The organism is Seohaeicola nanhaiensis, from assembly GCF_042654245.1.
Taxonomy (GTDB): domain Bacteria; phylum Pseudomonadota; class Alphaproteobacteria; order Rhodobacterales; family Rhodobacteraceae; genus Seohaeicola_A; species Seohaeicola_A nanhaiensis.
Genome location: NZ_JBHSGI010000024.1, coordinates 36,777 through 53,853, shown reverse-complemented (window position 1 = coordinate 53,853; position 17,077 = coordinate 36,777). Strand labels below are relative to the sequence as shown.

17 protein-coding genes are annotated in these 17,077 nt (G+C 64.5%); 7 read left to right on the top strand and 10 right to left on the bottom strand.

Going from position 1 to position 17,077, the window contains the following annotated elements; genetic code table 11:
• Positions 1–123: 123 nt before the first annotated feature.
• The 7 genes from ttcA (at position 124) to ACFO5X_RS14680 (ending at position 7,765) form a co-directional block, all read left to right on the top strand.
• On the top strand, positions 124–969 hold the full coding sequence (ttcA, locus tag ACFO5X_RS14710; RefSeq protein ID WP_380718226.1) for a tRNA 2-thiocytidine(32) synthetase TtcA: 846 nt from the start codon (positions 124–126) through the stop codon (positions 967–969).
• A gap of 87 nt (positions 970–1,056) precedes the next feature.
• Entirely contained in the window at positions 1,057–2,595 is a 1,539-nt protein-coding gene (locus ACFO5X_RS14705; RefSeq protein WP_380718225.1) for a putative bifunctional diguanylate cyclase/phosphodiesterase, read from the top strand.
• 584 nt (positions 2,596–3,179) lie between these two features.
• Positions 3,180–5,012 carry a membrane protein insertase YidC gene (yidC, locus tag ACFO5X_RS14700; RefSeq protein WP_380718224.1) on the top strand — a complete coding sequence of 611 codons (1,833 nt, stop codon included), beginning with the start codon at positions 3,180–3,182 and terminating at the stop codon, positions 5,010–5,012.
• Between the two features lie 31 nt (positions 5,013–5,043).
• Positions 5,044–5,694, top strand: coding sequence for a ribosome biogenesis GTP-binding protein YihA/YsxC (gene yihA, locus ACFO5X_RS14695; protein ID WP_380718223.1), 651 nt, complete (start codon positions 5,044–5,046; stop codon positions 5,692–5,694).
• Between the two features lie 70 nt (positions 5,695–5,764).
• On the top strand, positions 5,765–6,628 hold the full coding sequence (gene argB / locus ACFO5X_RS14690; protein ID WP_380718222.1) for an acetylglutamate kinase: 864 nt from the start codon (positions 5,765–5,767) through the stop codon (positions 6,626–6,628).
• A gap of 4 nt (positions 6,629–6,632) precedes the next feature.
• Positions 6,633–7,277 carry a ferredoxin gene (locus ACFO5X_RS14685; RefSeq protein WP_380718221.1) on the top strand — a complete coding sequence of 215 codons (645 nt, stop codon included), beginning with the start codon at positions 6,633–6,635 and terminating at the stop codon, positions 7,275–7,277.
• Entirely contained in the window at positions 7,274–7,765 is a 492-nt protein-coding gene (locus ACFO5X_RS14680) for a SixA phosphatase family protein (RefSeq protein ID WP_380718220.1), read from the top strand. Before ACFO5X_RS14685 ends, ACFO5X_RS14680 begins: the two co-directional genes overlap by 4 nt.
• Positions 7,766–7,817: 52 nt before the next feature.
• On the opposite strand, the gene ACFO5X_RS14675 is transcribed toward ACFO5X_RS14680, so the two are convergent.
• The 10 genes from ACFO5X_RS14675 to ACFO5X_RS14630 form a co-directional block, all read right to left on the bottom strand.
• Complete coding sequence (locus tag ACFO5X_RS14675) at positions 7,818–8,609, bottom strand: amino acid ABC transporter ATP-binding protein (RefSeq protein WP_380718219.1); 792 nt, start codon at positions 8,607–8,609, stop codon at positions 7,818–7,820.
• Positions 8,610–8,620: 11 nt separating this feature from the next.
• Complete coding sequence (locus tag ACFO5X_RS14670; protein ID WP_380718218.1) at positions 8,621–9,919, bottom strand: amino acid ABC transporter permease; 1,299 nt, start codon at positions 9,917–9,919, stop codon at positions 8,621–8,623.
• A 1-nt stretch (position 9,920) separates the two neighbouring features.
• Entirely contained in the window at positions 9,921–11,156 is a 1,236-nt protein-coding gene (locus ACFO5X_RS14665; protein ID WP_380718217.1) for an amino acid ABC transporter permease, read from the bottom strand.
• 128 nt (positions 11,157–11,284) lie between these two features.
• Positions 11,285–12,301 carry an amino acid ABC transporter substrate-binding protein gene (locus ACFO5X_RS14660; protein ID WP_380718216.1) on the bottom strand — a complete coding sequence of 339 codons (1,017 nt, stop codon included), beginning with the start codon at positions 12,299–12,301 and terminating at the stop codon, positions 11,285–11,287.
• A 203-nt stretch (positions 12,302–12,504) separates the two neighbouring features.
• A complete protein-coding gene (locus ACFO5X_RS14655; RefSeq protein ID WP_380718215.1) occupies positions 12,505–13,209 on the bottom strand; it encodes an ATP12 family chaperone protein in 705 nt (234 codons plus the stop codon).
• On the bottom strand, positions 13,206–13,880 hold the full coding sequence (locus ACFO5X_RS14650; RefSeq protein WP_380718214.1) for an HAD-IA family hydrolase: 675 nt from the start codon (positions 13,878–13,880) through the stop codon (positions 13,206–13,208). Before ACFO5X_RS14650 ends, ACFO5X_RS14655 begins: the two co-directional genes overlap by 4 nt.
• Positions 13,877–14,920, bottom strand: coding sequence for an RluA family pseudouridine synthase (locus ACFO5X_RS14645; RefSeq protein ID WP_380718213.1), 1,044 nt, complete (start codon positions 14,918–14,920; stop codon positions 13,877–13,879). Before ACFO5X_RS14645 ends, ACFO5X_RS14650 begins: the two co-directional genes overlap by 4 nt.
• Before the next feature lie 64 nt (positions 14,921–14,984).
• Positions 14,985–15,365: a fluoride efflux transporter CrcB gene (gene crcB, locus ACFO5X_RS14640; protein WP_380718212.1), complete on the bottom strand. Its 381-nt coding sequence runs from the start codon at positions 15,363–15,365 to the stop codon at positions 14,985–14,987.
• A gap of 46 nt (positions 15,366–15,411) precedes the next feature.
• Complete coding sequence (locus ACFO5X_RS14635; protein ID WP_380718211.1) at positions 15,412–15,750, bottom strand: RidA family protein; 339 nt, start codon at positions 15,748–15,750, stop codon at positions 15,412–15,414.
• A gap of 16 nt (positions 15,751–15,766) precedes the next feature.
• Positions 15,767–17,077, bottom strand: a complete 1,311-nt coding sequence (locus ACFO5X_RS14630; RefSeq protein WP_380718210.1) for a replication-associated recombination protein A — start codon at positions 17,075–17,077, stop codon at positions 15,767–15,769.

The window sequence follows — 17,077 nt, the reverse complement described above, 5'->3', positions numbered from 1 at the left end:
CAGAATCACGCGGATGCGCGTCAGGTCATCGGCGGCCGTGCTTTCCTAACAGACCCTTCGATCAGCCGGATCTGACGCACCAAACCCGTTGCCGCGGCGCCCGTCAGGCTCTAAAGCAGGCCCATGCTCGACCAGAATGACGACATCCATCCGCTGTTCGCCGGCGCTCCGAAGAGCACCGAGTTCAAGAAGCTGCGCAAGCGGATCGTGCAGGACGTGCGCGAGGCGGTGGACCAGTATGGAATGATCGAGCCGGGCGCGCGGTGGCTGGTCTGCCTGTCCGGCGGCAAGGACAGCTATACCCTGCTGGCGGCCCTGACAGAGCTGCAGTGGCGCGGCCTGCTGCCGGTGGACATTCTGGCCTGCAATCTGGACCAGGGTCAGCCGGGCTTTCCCGCGACGGTGCTGCCCGAGTTCCTGGCGAAGATGGGCGTGCCGCATCGGATCGAATACGCGGACACCTATTCCATCGTGATGGACAAGATCCCGCAGGGCCGAACATTCTGCGCGCTCTGCTCGCGGCTGCGGCGGGGCAACCTCTACCGTGTCGCGCGCGAAGAGGGCTGTTCGGCAGTGGTGCTGGGCCACCATCGCGACGATATCCTCGAAACCTTCTTTCTCAACCTGTTTCACGGGTCCCGGCTGGCCACCATGCCGCCGAAGCTGGTCAACGAAGAGGGCGACCTGTTCGTCTATCGCCCGCTGGCCCATGTGGCCGAGGCCGATTGCGACCGTTTCGCCCGGGCGATGAATTATCCGATCATTCCCTGCGATCTCTGCGGCAGCCAGGACGGCTTGCAGCGCATGCAGATCAAGGCGCTGCTGGACCAGTGGGAAAAGAACCATCCGGGGCGGAGGCAGAAGATGTTCCGCGCGCTGATGAACGCCCGGCCGTCGCATCTGCTGGATCCGGCGCTGTTCGATTTCGCGGGCCTGGTGCGGAGCGCACCTGGGCCTGCGGAGAAATAGCACTGATTTCCGCGGTTCCGTTAATCATCCGGTGAGAACCGCCACCTAGACTGCGCCCTGCAACCCAACCCATGCAGGAGCCGTCAGATGCGCCTTTCCAGTCTTCTGAGCCAGTTCCGGGACTGGATCGCCCCCGGCCTGACCGGGCCGCCCCTGCTCGCCTTCCTGCCGGCGCTCTCGCTGGGTGCCTTCTGGCTGGGGGGAGAACGGGCGCTGCTGGTTGCGTCGCTGGGCCTGCCATTGCTTTTCACCGTCGCCGGAACCTTCGGTCTTCAGTCGGTGCGCCCGCCGGGCCGCGATCAGGTGACCGGACTGCTCGGGTCAGCCGGGTTCGAGGCCGAAGTGGAGCGGATCGGGGCGGAACTGGCGGAGAGCGACCTGAAATCGGCCTGCATTCTTGTCGATCTCGACGAATGGCCCGAGGCGGTGGTGCGGCATGGTGCAGGCGCGGGCGATGTGCTGGCCCAATGCGTGGCCCAGCGGATCGCCGAGGCGCTGCGGCCGGCGGACGTGGTCGCCAGGCTTGACGACAGCCGCTTTGCGGTATGCCTTCACCCGGTACGCCAGTTCGATCTCGAGATGTGCATCCAGCTCTGCGGACGGCTTCAGGTCGCACTGGAGGAACCGGTGATGGTTGACGGCGTGGCGGTCTATCTCTCCTGCACGGTTGGCTTCTGCTTGTCCGGCCGCGCGCCCGGGGCCGGAGCCGCGGACTGGATCGGTGCCGCCGCAACGGCGCTGGCCGAGGCGCGGCGCCATGGCCCCTCTTCGATGCGCAGTTTCACACCGCAGGAACGGCGTCGCTCCTTGCTGCAGCCGAACCTGCGCGACGAGGCTGCGGCGGCGCTGGAGAACGGCCAGATTCAGCCCTGGTTTCAGCCGCAGATCTCCACAGACACCGGCAGAGTCTCGGGTTTCGAGGCGCTGGCGCGATGGACCCACCCACGGCATGGGGTGATTCAGCCGCCGGATTTCCTGCCTCTGCTCGAGGGAAACGGTCTGATCGAGCGCATGGGCCAGGTTACGCTGTCGCACGCCCTGGGCGCGCTGGCCGCCTGGGACAGGGCGGGCGTACAAGTCCCCAGTGTCGGGGTGAACTTCACGACGACGGAACTGCGCAATCCGGCGCTGGTGGACCGGATCAAATGGGAACTCGACCGCTTCGATCTCGCACCGTCACGGCTGGCCGTAGAAATCCTGGAAACCGTGGTGACAGACAGCCCGGACGACGCCCTGACCCGGACGGTGCGCGCCTTGGGCCAGCTGGGTTGCCGCATCGACCTTGACGACTTCGGCACCGGCCAGGCCTCGATCGCCGCCCTCCGCCGGTTCGCCATCCGGCGCATCAAGATCGACCGCAGCTTCATTGCGCGGGCCGACCGGGACCCGGAGCAGCAGCGCATGATCGCCGCGATCCTGACCATGGCGGAGCAGCTCGGTCTCGACACGCTGGGCGAAGGGGTCGAAACCGCGGGCGAACACGCTCTGCTGGCGCAGCTCGGCTGCGCGCATGTCCAGGGCTTTGGCATCGCGCGGCCGATGCCTTTCAGCGAGACTGTCGACTGGATCTTCGCGCATGAGGCGACCCTGGCAGACGCCCCTCAGATCGGTCGCGGAGCGGGATAGGTCAGACCAGCGGCCGTATGTGGCGCGGCAAGCAGCGCCATGGGACTCGGGCTCGCTCTGGCACAGCGCCAACGGGACGACGTGCGCCCGCGGATGATCTCCCTCTGGGCGCAGGTGCGCAGGGCGGGAGCCTGGTCCGACAACCTGCGTCGCAGGCCCCGAAGACCGGCGGTGTGGCATTTCCGGGGACAGGGGCCGCATGGCGCTGGCGCCGACTGCGGTTGCTGCCTGCGGCAGGGCGTCTCCCGGCCTGAGGCCGGACACGTCTTGGGCTGGGCCCGATGCAGGAAAGGAAGCCGTTGAACGCGCCGCGTCCGCCTGCCTTTGGGAGAGCAAGGGCGTCCGCCGGCGAAGGACCGGCTGCTCAGTCCGATCACTGGCGCTGCCGGTCTGACGCCGGGCGGACTTGAGCGCGCTCAGGCGGGACGGGTTCCGGCCAGTCCGGCGGGCTGTGGCGTCCGAGCCAGCCGAAATATGCTGCCGGGGCGCGACCTGCTGACCCGTGGCCCGGATTCGGCTTGACCTTTCGGGCCGCACTCTGTTGAACGCACCCTGTCGAAGCGGAAGAAGGCGGCGGTCTCCACATGGACGATCAGAACAAGAATCTCATCCTGGCCACGGTGCTCAGCTTCCTGGTGATCCTGGCCTGGACCTTCCTCATGCCGCCACCGGAACCCAAGCCCGAAGCGGTGCAGACCGAACAGGGTGCGACACCCCCGTCGACCGCCACAGCGACGCCCACGGCCGGCACGGTGCCTGCCACGGGGACAACGCCCGCAACCGCGCCCGCCGAGGAGGCTCTGGCGACCGCGCCGCGCGTGAAGATCGACACGGCGCGGGTGACGGGCAGTATCTCGACCCTGGGCGGACGGATCGACGATCTTTCCCTGAAGGACTATCACGAAACCATCGACGATACGTCGCCGATCGTGAAGGTCTTGCAGCCCGCCGGGAGCGAAGACGCCTATTATGCGCTCTATGGCTGGGCGCCGGGCGCCGGTCTGGCGGTCGAGGACGTGCCTGGGCCGAAAACCCAGTGGCAGCTGGAATCGGGTGACACGCTGACCGTTGACACGCCGGTGACGCTGGCCTGGGACAATGGCAAGGGGCTGACCTTCCGCCGGACCATCGCGATCGACGCGAATTACATGTTCACGGTGACGCAGTCGGTCACCAATGCCTCGGGAACTGCGGTCAGCGCGGCGCCCTATGGCATCATTGCCCGCCATGGCGAACCGAAGGACCGTAAGAAGTTCTTCATCCTCCACGAAGGCGTCGTCCGGATGTCGGACGGCGAACTGGAGGAAACCACCTACAGCAACCTGGCCGACCTGCCGGTGGTGCCCGCCGAAGGCGCCAAGGCCGAGGTCATTCAGGTCGCCGAAAACGGCTGGATCGGCTTCACCGATCACTTCTGGATGGCGACGCTGGTGCCCTCGCCCGGGAGCGCCTTCAAGTCGGTGGTCAAATATGACGAGCGGCGCGACATCTATCAGGCCGAGGCCGTGCTGCCGACGCAGCAGATCGCCGACGGGGCCACGGTATCCGCGAAGACCCAGCTGTTTGCAGGAGCGAAGGAGTGGGAGACCATCCGCGACTATGAGGCGGGCGGCATCCAGCGCTTTATTGACTCCATCGATTGGGGCTGGTTCTTTTTCCTGACCAAGCCGATTTTCTGGGTGCTGCACCATCTGCACCAGTTGATCGGCAATATGGGCTGGTCGATCATCGCCCTGACCTTCTTCCTCAAGGCGCTGCTGTTCCCGCTGGCCTACAAATCCTATGTCTCGATGGCGAAGATGAAGGAACTTCAGCCGCAGATGGAGAAGCTGAAGGAGCAGTCCGGCGGCGACCGCCAGAAGATGCAGCAGGGGATGATGGAGCTGTACAAGCGCGAGAAGGTGAACCCTGCTTCGGGCTGCCTGCCCATCCTCCTGCAGATCCCGATCTTCTTCTCGCTCTACAAGGTGATCTTCGTCACCATCGAATTGCGCCATGCGGCCTGGTTCGGGCCATTCCAGGACCTTTCCGCGCCGGACCCGACCTCGCTGCTGAACCTGTTCGGTCTTCTGCCCATCGCCCCGCCCGAGCCGGGGACGATCCTGGCGCTGATCTTCATCGGCATCCTGCCACTGCTGCTTGGCATCTCGATGTGGCTGCAACAGAAGCTGAACCCGGCGCCGACCGACCCGACGCAGCAGATGGTCTTTGCCTGGATGCCGTGGATCTTCATGTTCATGCTGGGTGGCTTCGCGAGCGGCCTTGTCGTCTACTGGATCACCAACAACACCATCACCTTCACGCAGCAATATATCATCATGCGCAGCCACGGGCACCGGCCTGACGTGTTTGGCAACATCAAGAAGAGCTTCCGGCGCAAGCCGAAGGCGGCTGACGCGAAGGCCGGCAAGAAATGATACGGTCCGGCGCCTTGGAGGGGGTGGCGTAATGGCCCTTCCGTTCCCCGTGGCCGAGGCTCCGGACGAGCAGGCCGCCGAGACCGGGCGCAAGCTGTTCGCAGGCGAATCCCTCTTCGTGAAGGGTGTCGTCGCGATGTCTGGCCTGCCTCCGGCCGACCGGGTCGAGGTCTGTTTCGCCGGGCGATCGAACGTCGGAAAATCCAGTCTTATCAATGCCCTGACGGGCACCAAGGCGCTGGCCCGTGCCTCGAACACACCGGGACGGACGCAAGAGATCAATTACTTCACCCAGGGACCCGGGCTCTATCTGGTCGACCTGCCGGGCTATGGTTACGCCAATGCGCCGCTCGACAAGGTGAAGCAGTGGCAGAAGCTGCTGAAGCAGTATCTCTCGGGCCGGCAGACTTTGCGCCGGGCCTTCGTACTGATCGACTCGCGCCACGGCATAAAGACTGTGGACGAGGAAATCCTGACTCTGCTCGATACCTCGGCCGTGACCTTCCAATGCGTTCTGACCAAGATCGACAAGATTTCGCTCGCCGAGCGGGAGAAGGTCCTGGATCAGGTGCGCGGCGCGCTCGCGAAACATCCCGCGGCCTATCCAGAGCTGGTGCTGACATCGTCGGAAAAGGGCGAAGGCATCCCCACCCTGCGCAGTATCATCGCCGGGCTGGAATAAGCCGGTCGCGGGAAAAGCGCTTGCGCCGTTTGATCCCATTTCCGATAACCGCTGAAAACCGGAGCCAAGGATGAAAACCCAGGACATGAACCGCGACTGGAAAGCCACCGCCGAGACCCTGTCGCGCGCGGTCCCGTATCTGCAACGCTTCGACGACGCGATTGTGGTAATCAAGCTGGGTGGCCACGCCATGAGCAGCGATGAGGCGCTGCTCGAGTTCGCGCGCGACGTGGTTCTGCTGCGTCTGTGCGGGGTCAATCCGGTTGTGGTGCATGGTGGCGGACCGCAGATCAACCGGCTGCTGGACAAGCTGGAGATCAAGTCCGAGTTCGTGAAGGGCAAACGGGTGACCGACGCCGCCACGGTCGAGGTGGTCGAGATGGTGCTTTCGGGCACGGTGAACAAGCAGATCGTCTCCGCCATCCAGCAACAGGGCGGCAAGGCCGTCGGCCTGTCGGGCAAGGATGCCAACCTGATGATCTGCGAATCCGCCGAGCCCGAACTGGGGCTGGTGGGAAATCCGGTGCAGATGGACACCTCGCTGCTCAAGCTGCTGTTCGAGAAGGAGATCATCCCGGTGATCGCCCCCATCGGCGCGGGGCGCAACGGCGAGACCTACAACGTCAACGGCGATACGGCTGCCGGCGCCTATGCGAAGGCGCTGAAAGCCGACCGCCTGCTGCTGCTGACTGACGTGGCCGGGGTGAAGAACGCGGCGGGCGAGGTTCTGACCGAGCTGAAGGCGCAGGATATCCGCGAGATGACGGCCAGCGGCGTCATTGCCGGGGGCATGATCCCGAAGACCGAAACGGCGCTCGACGCCGTCGAAGGCGGGGTTCGGGCCGCTGTGATCGTGGACGGCCGTGCGCCCAACGCCTGCCTGCTGGAACTTTTCACCGAGCATGGCGCCGGGTCGATGATCCGGGCGGACTGATCCGATGCCGGCTGCGGCCGGGTATGGCGAGATCGAAGAGGCGGCCCATGCCGTCGGGCTGATCGTCATGGGCACGCTGGTCCAAGACGGGCGTACGCTGGTTTTGCTGGGCGCCGGGGCTGACTTCTGGCCGGCCTTCCAGGCGGCACCCGAAGCCCGCGACACAGCGCCCGATCCGGTCGACCGCTGGTCGCTGCGGGTGGTCGGCGCACTGGCCGCGCGGTTCGGCGCGCAGGCCCTGTTCCCTTTCGGTGGGCCGCCCTATCAGCCGTTCATCGCCTGGGCGCGGCAATCGGGACGCGCATTTCAGAGCCCGGTCGGGATGCTGGTTCATGATCGGGTGGGGCTGATGATTTCCTATCGCGGGGCGCTACACCTTCCGGGGCTGGTGGACTGCCCTGCCCCGCCCGCTGCGCATCCCTGCCACTCCTGTGCCGCGAAACCCTGCACCAAGGCCTGTCCGGTCGGCGCATTGGCGGCCGGACAGGCCTATGATCTGGACGCCTGTCATGGGTTCCTTGAAACTGGTCCCGGACAGGACTGCATGGAGCGGGGCTGTGCCGTGCGTCGGGCCTGCCCGCTGAGCGCGGGCGCGGGACGTGTCGCGGCGCAGTCGCACCACCACATGAAGGCGTTTCACAAGCGATGAAAACCCTGATCCTGATGCGCCATGCCAAATCGGACTGGACCAGCGGCATTGACAGCGACCATGCCCGCCCGCTGAACCCGCGCGGGCGTGCCTCGGCGCTGGCTTTGGGCGACTGGCTGCGCGACAAGAGCTGGTTGCCGGATGAGGTCTTGTGCTCGTCCGCCCTGCGCACGCGCGAAACGCTCGAGGGTTTGGGGCTGGAGGCGCCGGTTCGCTTTCTCGATGTGCTTTACCATGCGGGGCCGGAGGTCATGCAGGAGACTCTGAAGGCGGCGCAGGGCGACATAGTGCTGTTGATCGGTCACAACCCGGGTATTGCCGAATTTGCCAGATTGCTGCTGGCGGCGGCGCCGCGTCATGGCCGGTTCCGCGACTACCCGACCGGGGCCACGCTGATCGCGCGATTTCCGCTCGACACTTGGAGCGCTCTGCGCTGGGGCATCGGTGAGGCTGCGGCGTTCGTGGTGCCGCGCGAGCTGACGGAGTAGACGAGCAGACGGCGCCCGCGGGAACGGGCGCCGCTGTGGTCGGGCATTTTTTTCAATGCCCCAGAATCTGGCTGAGGAACAGCTTGGTCCGGTCGCTCTTGGGATTGTTGAAGAACTCGCGCGGCTCGTTCTGTTCGACGATCTGCCCCTGATCCATGAAGATCACGCGGTTTGCCACGGCCTGGGCAAAACCCATCTCGTGGGTCACGCAGAGCATGGTCATCCCCTCTTCGGCCAGTTCGATCATGGTGTCTAGCACCTCCTTGATCATCTCCGGGTCCAACGCCGAGGTCGGTTCGTCGAAGAGCATGATCCGCGGCTTCATGCAGAGCGAACGGGCAATTGCGACCCGCTGCTGCTGGCCACCCGACAGCTGGCCCGGGTATTTGTTCGCCTGCTCGGGGATCTTCACTTTGGCGAGGAAGTGCATGGCGGTCTCGACCGCCTCTTTCTTCGGAGTCTTGCGCACCCAGATGGGTGCCAGGGTGCAGTTCTCGAGGATCGTCAGATGCGGGAAGAGATTGAAGTGCTGGAACACCATCCCGACTTCCGAGCGGATGCGGTCGATGTTCTTCAGGTCTGAACTCAGCAGCGTCCCGTCGACGGTGATGGTGCCTCTCTGATGCTCTTCCAGGGCGTTGATGCAACGGATGAGCGTCGACTTGCCCGAACCGGACGGCCCGCAGATGACGATCCGTTCGCCGCGGAAAACAGTAAGATCAATGTCGCGAAGCACGTGGAACGCGCCATACCACTTGTTCATCTTCTGGATGGAAATCGCGACTTCTTCCGAGACCTTCATGTCGGCCGGTGCCTTGGCGAGGGTTTCTGAGGTGTTGGTCATAGCTTGAGTCCTTACCGGTGATCGGTTCTAAGGCGGCGTTCGAGCCACTGCGAATATTGCGAGATGCCGTAGCAGACAACGAAGAACAGAAGGGCGGCGAAACCCAGAAGTTCCCAGTAAACGCCGTTCCATTCGGTCGAGGCCAGGATCGGACCGCGGATCATGCCGACAAGGTCGAACATCGAGATGACCGAGACGAGCGTCGTGTCCTTGAACAGACCCACGGCGATGTTGACGATACCCGGGATCGAGATTTTGAGCGCCTGCGGCAGGATGATCAGCCGCATCGCCTGGGCGTATTCCAGCCCGAGGCTGTCCGCCGCCTCGTATTGCCCTTTTGGCAGGGCGGCGAGACCGCCCCGTATCACCTCGGCGATATAGGCCGAGGAGAACATGGTGATCATGATCACCACGCGCAGGAACAGGTCGACGGTCGCGTCGGGCGGGAAGAAGTAGGCGAGCATCACGCTGGCGACGAACAGCAGGGTGATGAGCGGCACGCCGCGCACGAACTCGATAAAGATCACGCAGATGCCCTTGATCAGAGGCATCGAGCTTTGCCGCCCCAGCGCCAGTGCAATCCCCAGCGGGATCGACAGCGACACGCAGGTGACGCCCAGCATCAGGTTCAGCATGAAGCCGCCCAGGTCACGCGAGGGCACGGCGCCCAGCAGCGGGTTCTCGACCGCCAGTGCGCCGTTGATGAGGCTGCCGATGAACCAGACGACAAGGGCTGCCACGACGGCTCCGAAAAAGCCTGCGGCAAAGCTTCGGTTCACGAGCCGGCTGAAGGCGACATAGCCCGCGACGAACCCCAGCAGCGCGAAGACCGGAACCAGAAGGGGGCCGCCCCAGATCAGCCAGAACGCAATGAACGGGTAGAGGGCCGTGAAGATCAGCAGCTTGCGCGGGAGGTCGAAGAACAACACCGGCGCCGCCGCAATGAAAAGCAGGACAAGGGCCAGCGTCGGACGCCAGTAGTATTCGCTGGGATACTTGAAGCCGAACAGCAACTGATACCAGCGATCGGCCAGGACCGAGAAGCAGGCCCCCGCCTTGCCCGCGAGCACCTCGCGGCACTCTGTCAGGGACGCCGTGTTCCAGACGCCATTCAGGATCCAGGGAAGGGTCTTCGACAGGATCAGGTAGATGAAGGCGATTGCCAGGATGGTCAGAAGGGCATTTGCCCAGGTGGCGAACAGGTTCTCGCGCAGCCACTTCACCGGGCCGGTGGCATCGGCCGGCGCCGGGGCGGGCGGGATCGCGGTTTCCCGCACAAAGGCGACTGAGTGTGCGTGCGTGTCGGACATCTCAGCGCTCCTTCAGCTTGATGGCGTTGTTGTAGACGTTCATCCCGGCCGAGATGAGCAGCGAGATGATCAGGTAGAACAGCATCAGCAGCAGAACGCATTCGATGGCACGCCCGGTCTGGTTCAGCGTGATGCCCCCCAGCGTGGCGGTGATGTCCGCATAACCGACGGCGATGGCCAGCGACGAGTTCTTGGTGATGTTGAGATACTGCGAGATCAGCGGGGGAATGATGACCCGCAAGGCCTGCGGCAGGATCACGAGGCTCATGGTGCGGTTGGGGCGCAGGCCCAGCGCCGATGCCGCCTCGGTCTGACCCTTGGAAACGGCCTGGATGCCGGCGCGCACGTTCTCGGCGATGAAGGCGCCGGTATAGATCGAAAGGGCGAACCAGAGCGCGATCAGCGGGCCACCGACCTTGATGCCGCCGGCAAAGTTGAAGCCCTTGAGTTCGGGGACGTCCCAGGCCAGTCCGAGGATGAGGCAGAGCGCGATGATGGGAACCAGCCAGATGGCGAGGTTCGTCCAGACGGTGACGGGCCGCTTGCCGGTCTGTTCCTGGATGCGGTTCGCGCGCGCGGTCACGGCACGTGTGGCCAGCAGCGAACCGACCAGCACAGCGATAACCAGCACCCAGTTCAGGATGGCGCTCTCGCCGGCAAATCCACGGGTGAAATAGGGCCCGGGAACGTAGACACCCCGGTTAGTGAAGGCGAAGAGGTTCAGCAGCATGGACGACTCGGAGTTTTCGCCCCGGAACGCGCTTGGCGACGGAAGGACTGCCGTCATGATGGTGAAGATGATGATGATCCAGATCAGCACAGGAATGTTCCGGAAGATCTCGACGTAGACCGCCATCAGCTTGCGGACGAGCCAGTTGTTGGACAGGCGCAGGACACCTGCGATGACGCCGAAGACCGTCGCCGTGATGCAGGCGAGGAACGCCACCAGCAGGGTGTTCAGAATGCCGACCATTGCGGCGCGCAGGTTGCTGGACTGGCTGTTGTAGTCGATCAGGGTCTGGTTGATGTCGTATCCGGACGGGTTGGAGAGGAACCCGAAAGAGATGTTCAGCCCGGCTTCAGCCAGGTTGGTGGCAAGGTTGTGGTAGAGATAGGCCAGCACAAGCGCGAGGGCGATGGCGGCGATGACCTGCAGGGTCAGCGACCGGAACCGCGTATCGTACAGCAGCATGGATAGGCGGAAATCCCCCTTAGGAGGGTCTGTGATCGTCGTCATGCTTTGGTCCCTGTTGGCTTCCCCGGTTACGTCCTCCGGCCGGGTTTCCCCCAGCTCCTCGCGTCCCGAGTGCGTTTTTCGTCTTTAGCAGAAGGGCGCGACCTGCGCCGCGCCCTTCGGTGTCGTTCTCAGCGGAAGGGCGGAGAGTAGAGCAGACCACCCTTGGTCCATTGCGCGTTCAGGCCGCGCGACAGGGCGATGGGGGTGCTTTCCCCGATGTTGGCGTCGAAGATTTCGCCATAGTTGCCGCCCACGGCGATCGCGCGCTTGGCCCAGGCGTTGTCCAGGCCGAGCATTTCGCCCAGGGTGCCTTCGGTGCCGAGGATGCGATTGATCTCGGGGTTGTCGCTGCCCTTGGCCAGTTCTTCGACATTGGCCGAGGTGATCCCATACTCTTCGGCCGAAATCAGGGCATTGAGCGTCCAGCGGACGACATCGGCCCATTCGCTGTCACCATGGCGAACCAGCGGTGCCAGCGGCTCTTTCGAGATGATCTCGGGCAGCAGGATGTGATCGCCCGGCTTCTCGAAGGTGGCGCGGGTTGCGGCCAGACCCGAGGCGTCGGTGGTATAGACGTCGCAGGCGCCGGCCAGATACTGTTGCTGCGCTTCGGCGTTGGTTTCGATCGGAACCGGCTCGTAGCTGATGTTGTTGGCGCGGAAGAAGTCGGCCAGGTTCAGTTCGGTGGTGGTGCCGGTCTGGATGCAGACGGTGGCGCCGTCGAGATCCTTGGCGGAGGTCACGCCCAGTTCCTTCGGAACCATGAAGCCCTGACCGTCATAGTAATTCACGCCGACGAATTCGAACTTGAGGTCGACGTCGCGGCTGAAGGTCCAGGTTGTGTTCCGGGCCAGCATGTCGATTTCGCCCGAAGCCAGCGCGGTGAAGCGGGTCTTGCCGGTGGTCGGCACGAATTCCACGGCGTTGCCATCGCTGAGCACAGCGGCTGCGACGGCGCGGCACAGGGCCACGTCAAAGCCGCTCCAGACGCCGTTCGCATCCGGGGCCGCGAAGCCGACCAGGCCCGTCGTCACGCCGCAGTTCAGCTTGCCGCGTGCCTTGACGTCGTCCAGAGTACCCGCCGCCGCGGCTGCTGCCGCGAAGCTGGCCACTGTCAACGCGCCCAAAAATACGGTTTTTTTCATTTTTACCTCTTCCTGATTTTTCGCCTCGTGTCGGGCGACTTTTATCCCGGCATTTTCATGCCGGACGAAACACCGATTGTGGGGCATCCCCCCTCAGTGGAGCGAGTTTGGGCGCAATCATCAACAAAGGTCAAGCGGTTCATCAGGGATTCGAATGGACTGGAGATTGACCACACGGCAATCTTTCCAGCGTCGCCCACCGATCAGGCGAGATCGAAAAATCGCTTGGCGTGCAGGAACGCCCGCCGTTTCCGTTCGGCGGAGGCCTGCGCCTCGGGGTCTTCACCCCAGTGTTCAATCTGCCAAAGTTCGTCCAGCCGAGACATCTGCCAAATCGTTTCGGCATCCTGCCAGTCGTCGGCCGCGGCGAAGGCGAGCACCAGCGAGCCAGAGGTCAGCACGAGATCGTGAAACGCCGCGAGGCGGAACGGGTCGAGCGCATGGACGCGGGCGGAGAGCCGGGCCAGAGCGTCGGGCGACTGCGGTTCGTGCATGACGCCTGCGACAGCATTCAGTCGCGCGCCAAGGGTGGTTTCGGCCCAATCAAGGGCCGGATCCCAGAGAGATGACTGGCGGGCCACCAGTTCGGCCGGGCTGTCGGCGCGATAGCAGAGCAGATCGGTGTCGCCATATGCCGCAAGCATATCGGCCACTTCGGCATGCTGGAGGGCCACCTTGTCGATGGCGGCATTTGCGGTGCGGGTCATCGGCATCGAGCCCGGATCGACATGGTCTTTCTGGGCGGCCCATTCCGCCGCCACGGCGCCGGCAAGCCCCCGTGTCGGCAGAGCGAGGAGCTTCTTGGCCGGCGTCTTGACCGGACGGCCATCAAGCTGGATCGCAAAGCCTTCGTCCACAGGGACGACGCTGACCTCTTTCCAGAAGACGCGGGGCCGCCACTCGCTCATGCCGCGCGCCCCGGGCTGGCAAGCAGTGCCCCGAGATCGCCGAAATCGCGGGCGATGAATTGGGCGTGCGGGGCGAGCGCCTCCGGTTTGTGATAGCCCCAATTGACCCCTATGGCGGATACGCCGGCGGCGCGGGCCATTTCGAGATCGAAAGTTGTGTCGCCGATCATTGTGGCATTGTCCGGGCTGCAGCCGGTCTCGGCCAGAGCAGTCAGGATCATCGACGGGTGCGGTTTGGACGGGTGGTCGTCGGCCACCTGTGTGGTTGCGAAAAGCTGCGTCAGACCATGATCGTCCAGCAAGACGTTCAGCCCGCGCCGCGATTTGCCGGTTGCCACGCCCAGAAGGGTATTCGGCGTGTTGGCCAGCGTTTCAAGCACCTCGCGGGCACCGGGGAAGAGCGGCGAGCCGGCGGCGGCACCGTGATGCGCACGGTTGTCCTGATAGGCACGTTTGTAGCCATCGACAAGCCTGCCGCGCATTTCGGGAGGCTGTTCCGGCGCCAGACGCCAGAGGGCCTGGTCGAGCGAGAGACCGACGATGCCAAGGATGGCCTCGCGCGAAGGCGCCGCAAGGCCGTGCTGGGCAAAGCTCTCGCGCATGGCCGCGAGGATGACGGCCTGGCTATCGACCAGAGTGCCATCGACGTCGAAGATCACGAGCCGGGTCATTCCTCATCCTCGAACGGATCCTCCGGGGCATCCCGGGTGGACCACTGGAAGGTGTCCCACGTCTGCTGCATGTGTTCCGGCAAGGGCGCGGTCAGCGTCAGACGGGCGCGGGTCATTGGATGCTCCAGCATCAGCGAACGGGCGTGCAGGTGCAGCTTGCGGCTGAGATCGCCGCCGAGTTGCGCACCCCAGCCGTCGCCTGCGTTTTCCTGGCTGGAACCGCCGTATTTGCCGTCGCCGACGATCGGATGGCCAAGTTCGGCCATATGGGCGCGCAGCTGGTGGGTACGGCCCGTGATCGGATTCAGTGCAACCCAGGCGGCGCGCCGCGCCGCGGCCTCGAGCACCATGTATTCGGTGACCGCGCGTTTGGCGCCGGGTGTCGCGTCGATCTCGGAGGGATGGACATTGATCATCTTCTCGCCCTCTCCCTTGGATCCATGCCCGGGGGCCTTGACCAGACCGGTCCGGATGGTGCCGGCCTTGGGCGCGGGCACGCCGGCGACGACAGCCCAGTAAATTTTCTTGGTCGCCCTGTGGCGGAAGCTCTCAGTCAGCGCGGCGGCGACCGCGCGGGTACGGGCCATCAGCAGGACGCCAGAGGTATCCTTGTCGAGGCGGTGCACAAGGCGCGGGTTCTCGTCGAGATCGAAGCGCAGAGCCTCGGAGAGCGCGTCCAGATGTTTGGTCTGACCGCTGCCGCCCTGCACGGCGAGGCCGTGCGGCTTGTTCAGCGCCAGAACGTGGTCATCCCGGTAAATCACGCAGGCGCGGATCATCTTGGCGTCGCGCTCGGAGATCTGGCCGGGTTCCGGTGCGGGGCGTGTGTCGACCGCTTCGAGCGGTGGAATGCGCACCTGCTGGCCGACTTCGACCCGGGTGGATGCCTTGACGCGGCCGCCGTCGATGCGCAGTTCGCCCTTGCGGCACATCTTTTCGATGCGCCCCTGGCTGACATGGGGGAACAGCCGGCGCAGCCAGCGGTCGAGCCGCTGGTCGCCATCGCCTTCGGCCACGGTCAGGATCATCACGCCGCTCATTTCCGGCCCTTTCGCAGAGAGGGACGCGCGCAAGGCGCCCGGTCAGGGTGTATCGGGGCACGGATCATGCGAAGATGCCCCGTGCAGTGGCCATGCCCGCCGCCAGAGCGCCAACCGAAAGGATGACCGAAAGCAGCACGTAGAGCGCCGCCTGGATTGTATCGCCGCGTTCGATCAGGTTCATGGTTTCGAGAGAGAAGGCCGAGAAGGTCGTGAAGCCGCCGAGAATGCCGGTCATGACAAGCGGGCTGAGATGGGTCAGGCCCTTGTTCGCCGCGGCCACGACGAAGGCCCCCATCAGAAACGATCCCACCACGTTGACGAAGATGATCGCAACGGGGAAAGAGGGATGTCCCAGAAGGCGCAGGATCGCCAGTCCGGAAAGATACCGGAGACTGGCGCCGACAGCGCCCCCGAAGGCGACGAGGGAAAGGGTCGAGAGCATGGGCGCCCGTGTCGCGCGCCCACGCTGCCTTGTCAAGCGAGCCGGTTCAGCAGGCCGCGGTGACGATGATTTCGACGCGGTATTTCGGCGCGGCAAGCTTGGCCTCGCCCGTCGCGCGGGCGGGCGTGTTGCCAGCGGGGACCCATGCATCCCACGCGGCGTTCATTTCCGCGAAGTCGTTCATGTCGGCCAGCCAGATGATCGTCTGGAGGATCTTCTCCTTGCTGCTGCCGGCATCGGCGAGCAGCTCGTCGATCTGACGCAGGCAATCCTTGGTCTGCTCGGCGACAGTCGCGCCTTCGCCCACCTGTCCAGCCAGCCAGACGATGCCGTTGTATTTCACTGCACCGGTCATGCGGGGGCCGGGTTGGATGCGTTCGATCATGGGTATCTCCTTGAATTCAGTTACCGCCGCGTTCTGCACGCTTCTTGACGAACCAGTCCAGCCGTTTCTTCAGTTCGCGCTCGAATCCGCGTTCGACCGGCGCATAAAGCACCGGGCGCTTGATGTCTTCGGGGAAATAGTTCTGCCCCGAGAAACCGTCTTCTGCGTCGTGATCATAGGCATATCCGGCGCCATAGCCCTGATCCTTCATCATGCCGGTAGGTGCGTTGAGGATATGCTTGGGCGGCATCATGCTTCCGGTGTCGCGCGCCATCTTGCGAGCAGCCTTGTAGGCCACGTAGATCGCGTTCGACTTGGGCGCGAGCGCGAGATAGGCGACAGCCTGGGCCAGCGCCAGTTCGCCTTCCGGGCTACCGAGGCGCTCGTACGTCTCCCATGCCTGCAGACAGAGCGCCTGCGCCTGAGGGTCGGCGAGGCCCACGTCCTCGACCGCCATCCGGGTGATGCGCCGCGCGAGGAAGCGCGGGTCTTCGCCGCCTTCCAGCATCCGCGCGAACCAGTAGAGCGCGGCGTCGGCGTCGGAGCCGCGGACGGATTTGTGCAGGGCCGAGATCAGATTGTAGTGCTCTTCGCCGGATTTGTCGTATTTCGCGGCCCGCCGCATAAGACGATTGCCGAGCGCCGTGGGCTCCAGGGGCGCATCGACCTTCCAGGCGCTGACCTGTTCGATCAGGTTCAGAAGGGCCCGCCCGTCCCCATCGGCCATTCCGATCAGCTGGTCGCGCGCAGTGCCGCTCAGGGGCAGCTTGCGGCCGAGTTCCTTTTCGGCACGCTGCGCAAGGCGTTCGAGATCGGCGGGGGAGAGGCGTTCAAGGACCAGCACCTGCGCGCGAGAGAGCAGTGCGGCGTTCAGTTCGAAGGACGGATTCTCGGTTGTCGCGCCAACCAGCAGGATGGTGCCGTCTTCCATGTAAGGCAGGAAGCCGTCCTGCTGGGCCTTGTTGAAGCGGTGGATTTCATCGACGAACAGCAGTGTCCCCTGCCCGTTCCGCGCCCGGATCCGGGCCGCCTCGAAAACCTTCTTCAGGTCGGCGACCCCAGTGAAAATGGCGCTGATCTGAACGAAATGCAGATCGCTCGCGTCGGCCAGCAGGCGCGCGATGGTGGTCTTGCCCACACCCGGCGGGCCCCAGAGTATCAGGCTGCCGAGCGAACCGGCTGCGAGCATCGCGCCCAGCGGCGCCTCGGGGCCAAGCACCTGTTCCTGGCCAATCACCTCCGCCAGCATCGTCGGTCGCAACCGGTCGGCAAGCGGCCGGTTCCTGGCCGGTTCTTCAGGGGTCTGGTTGTCGAACAGGTCAGCCAT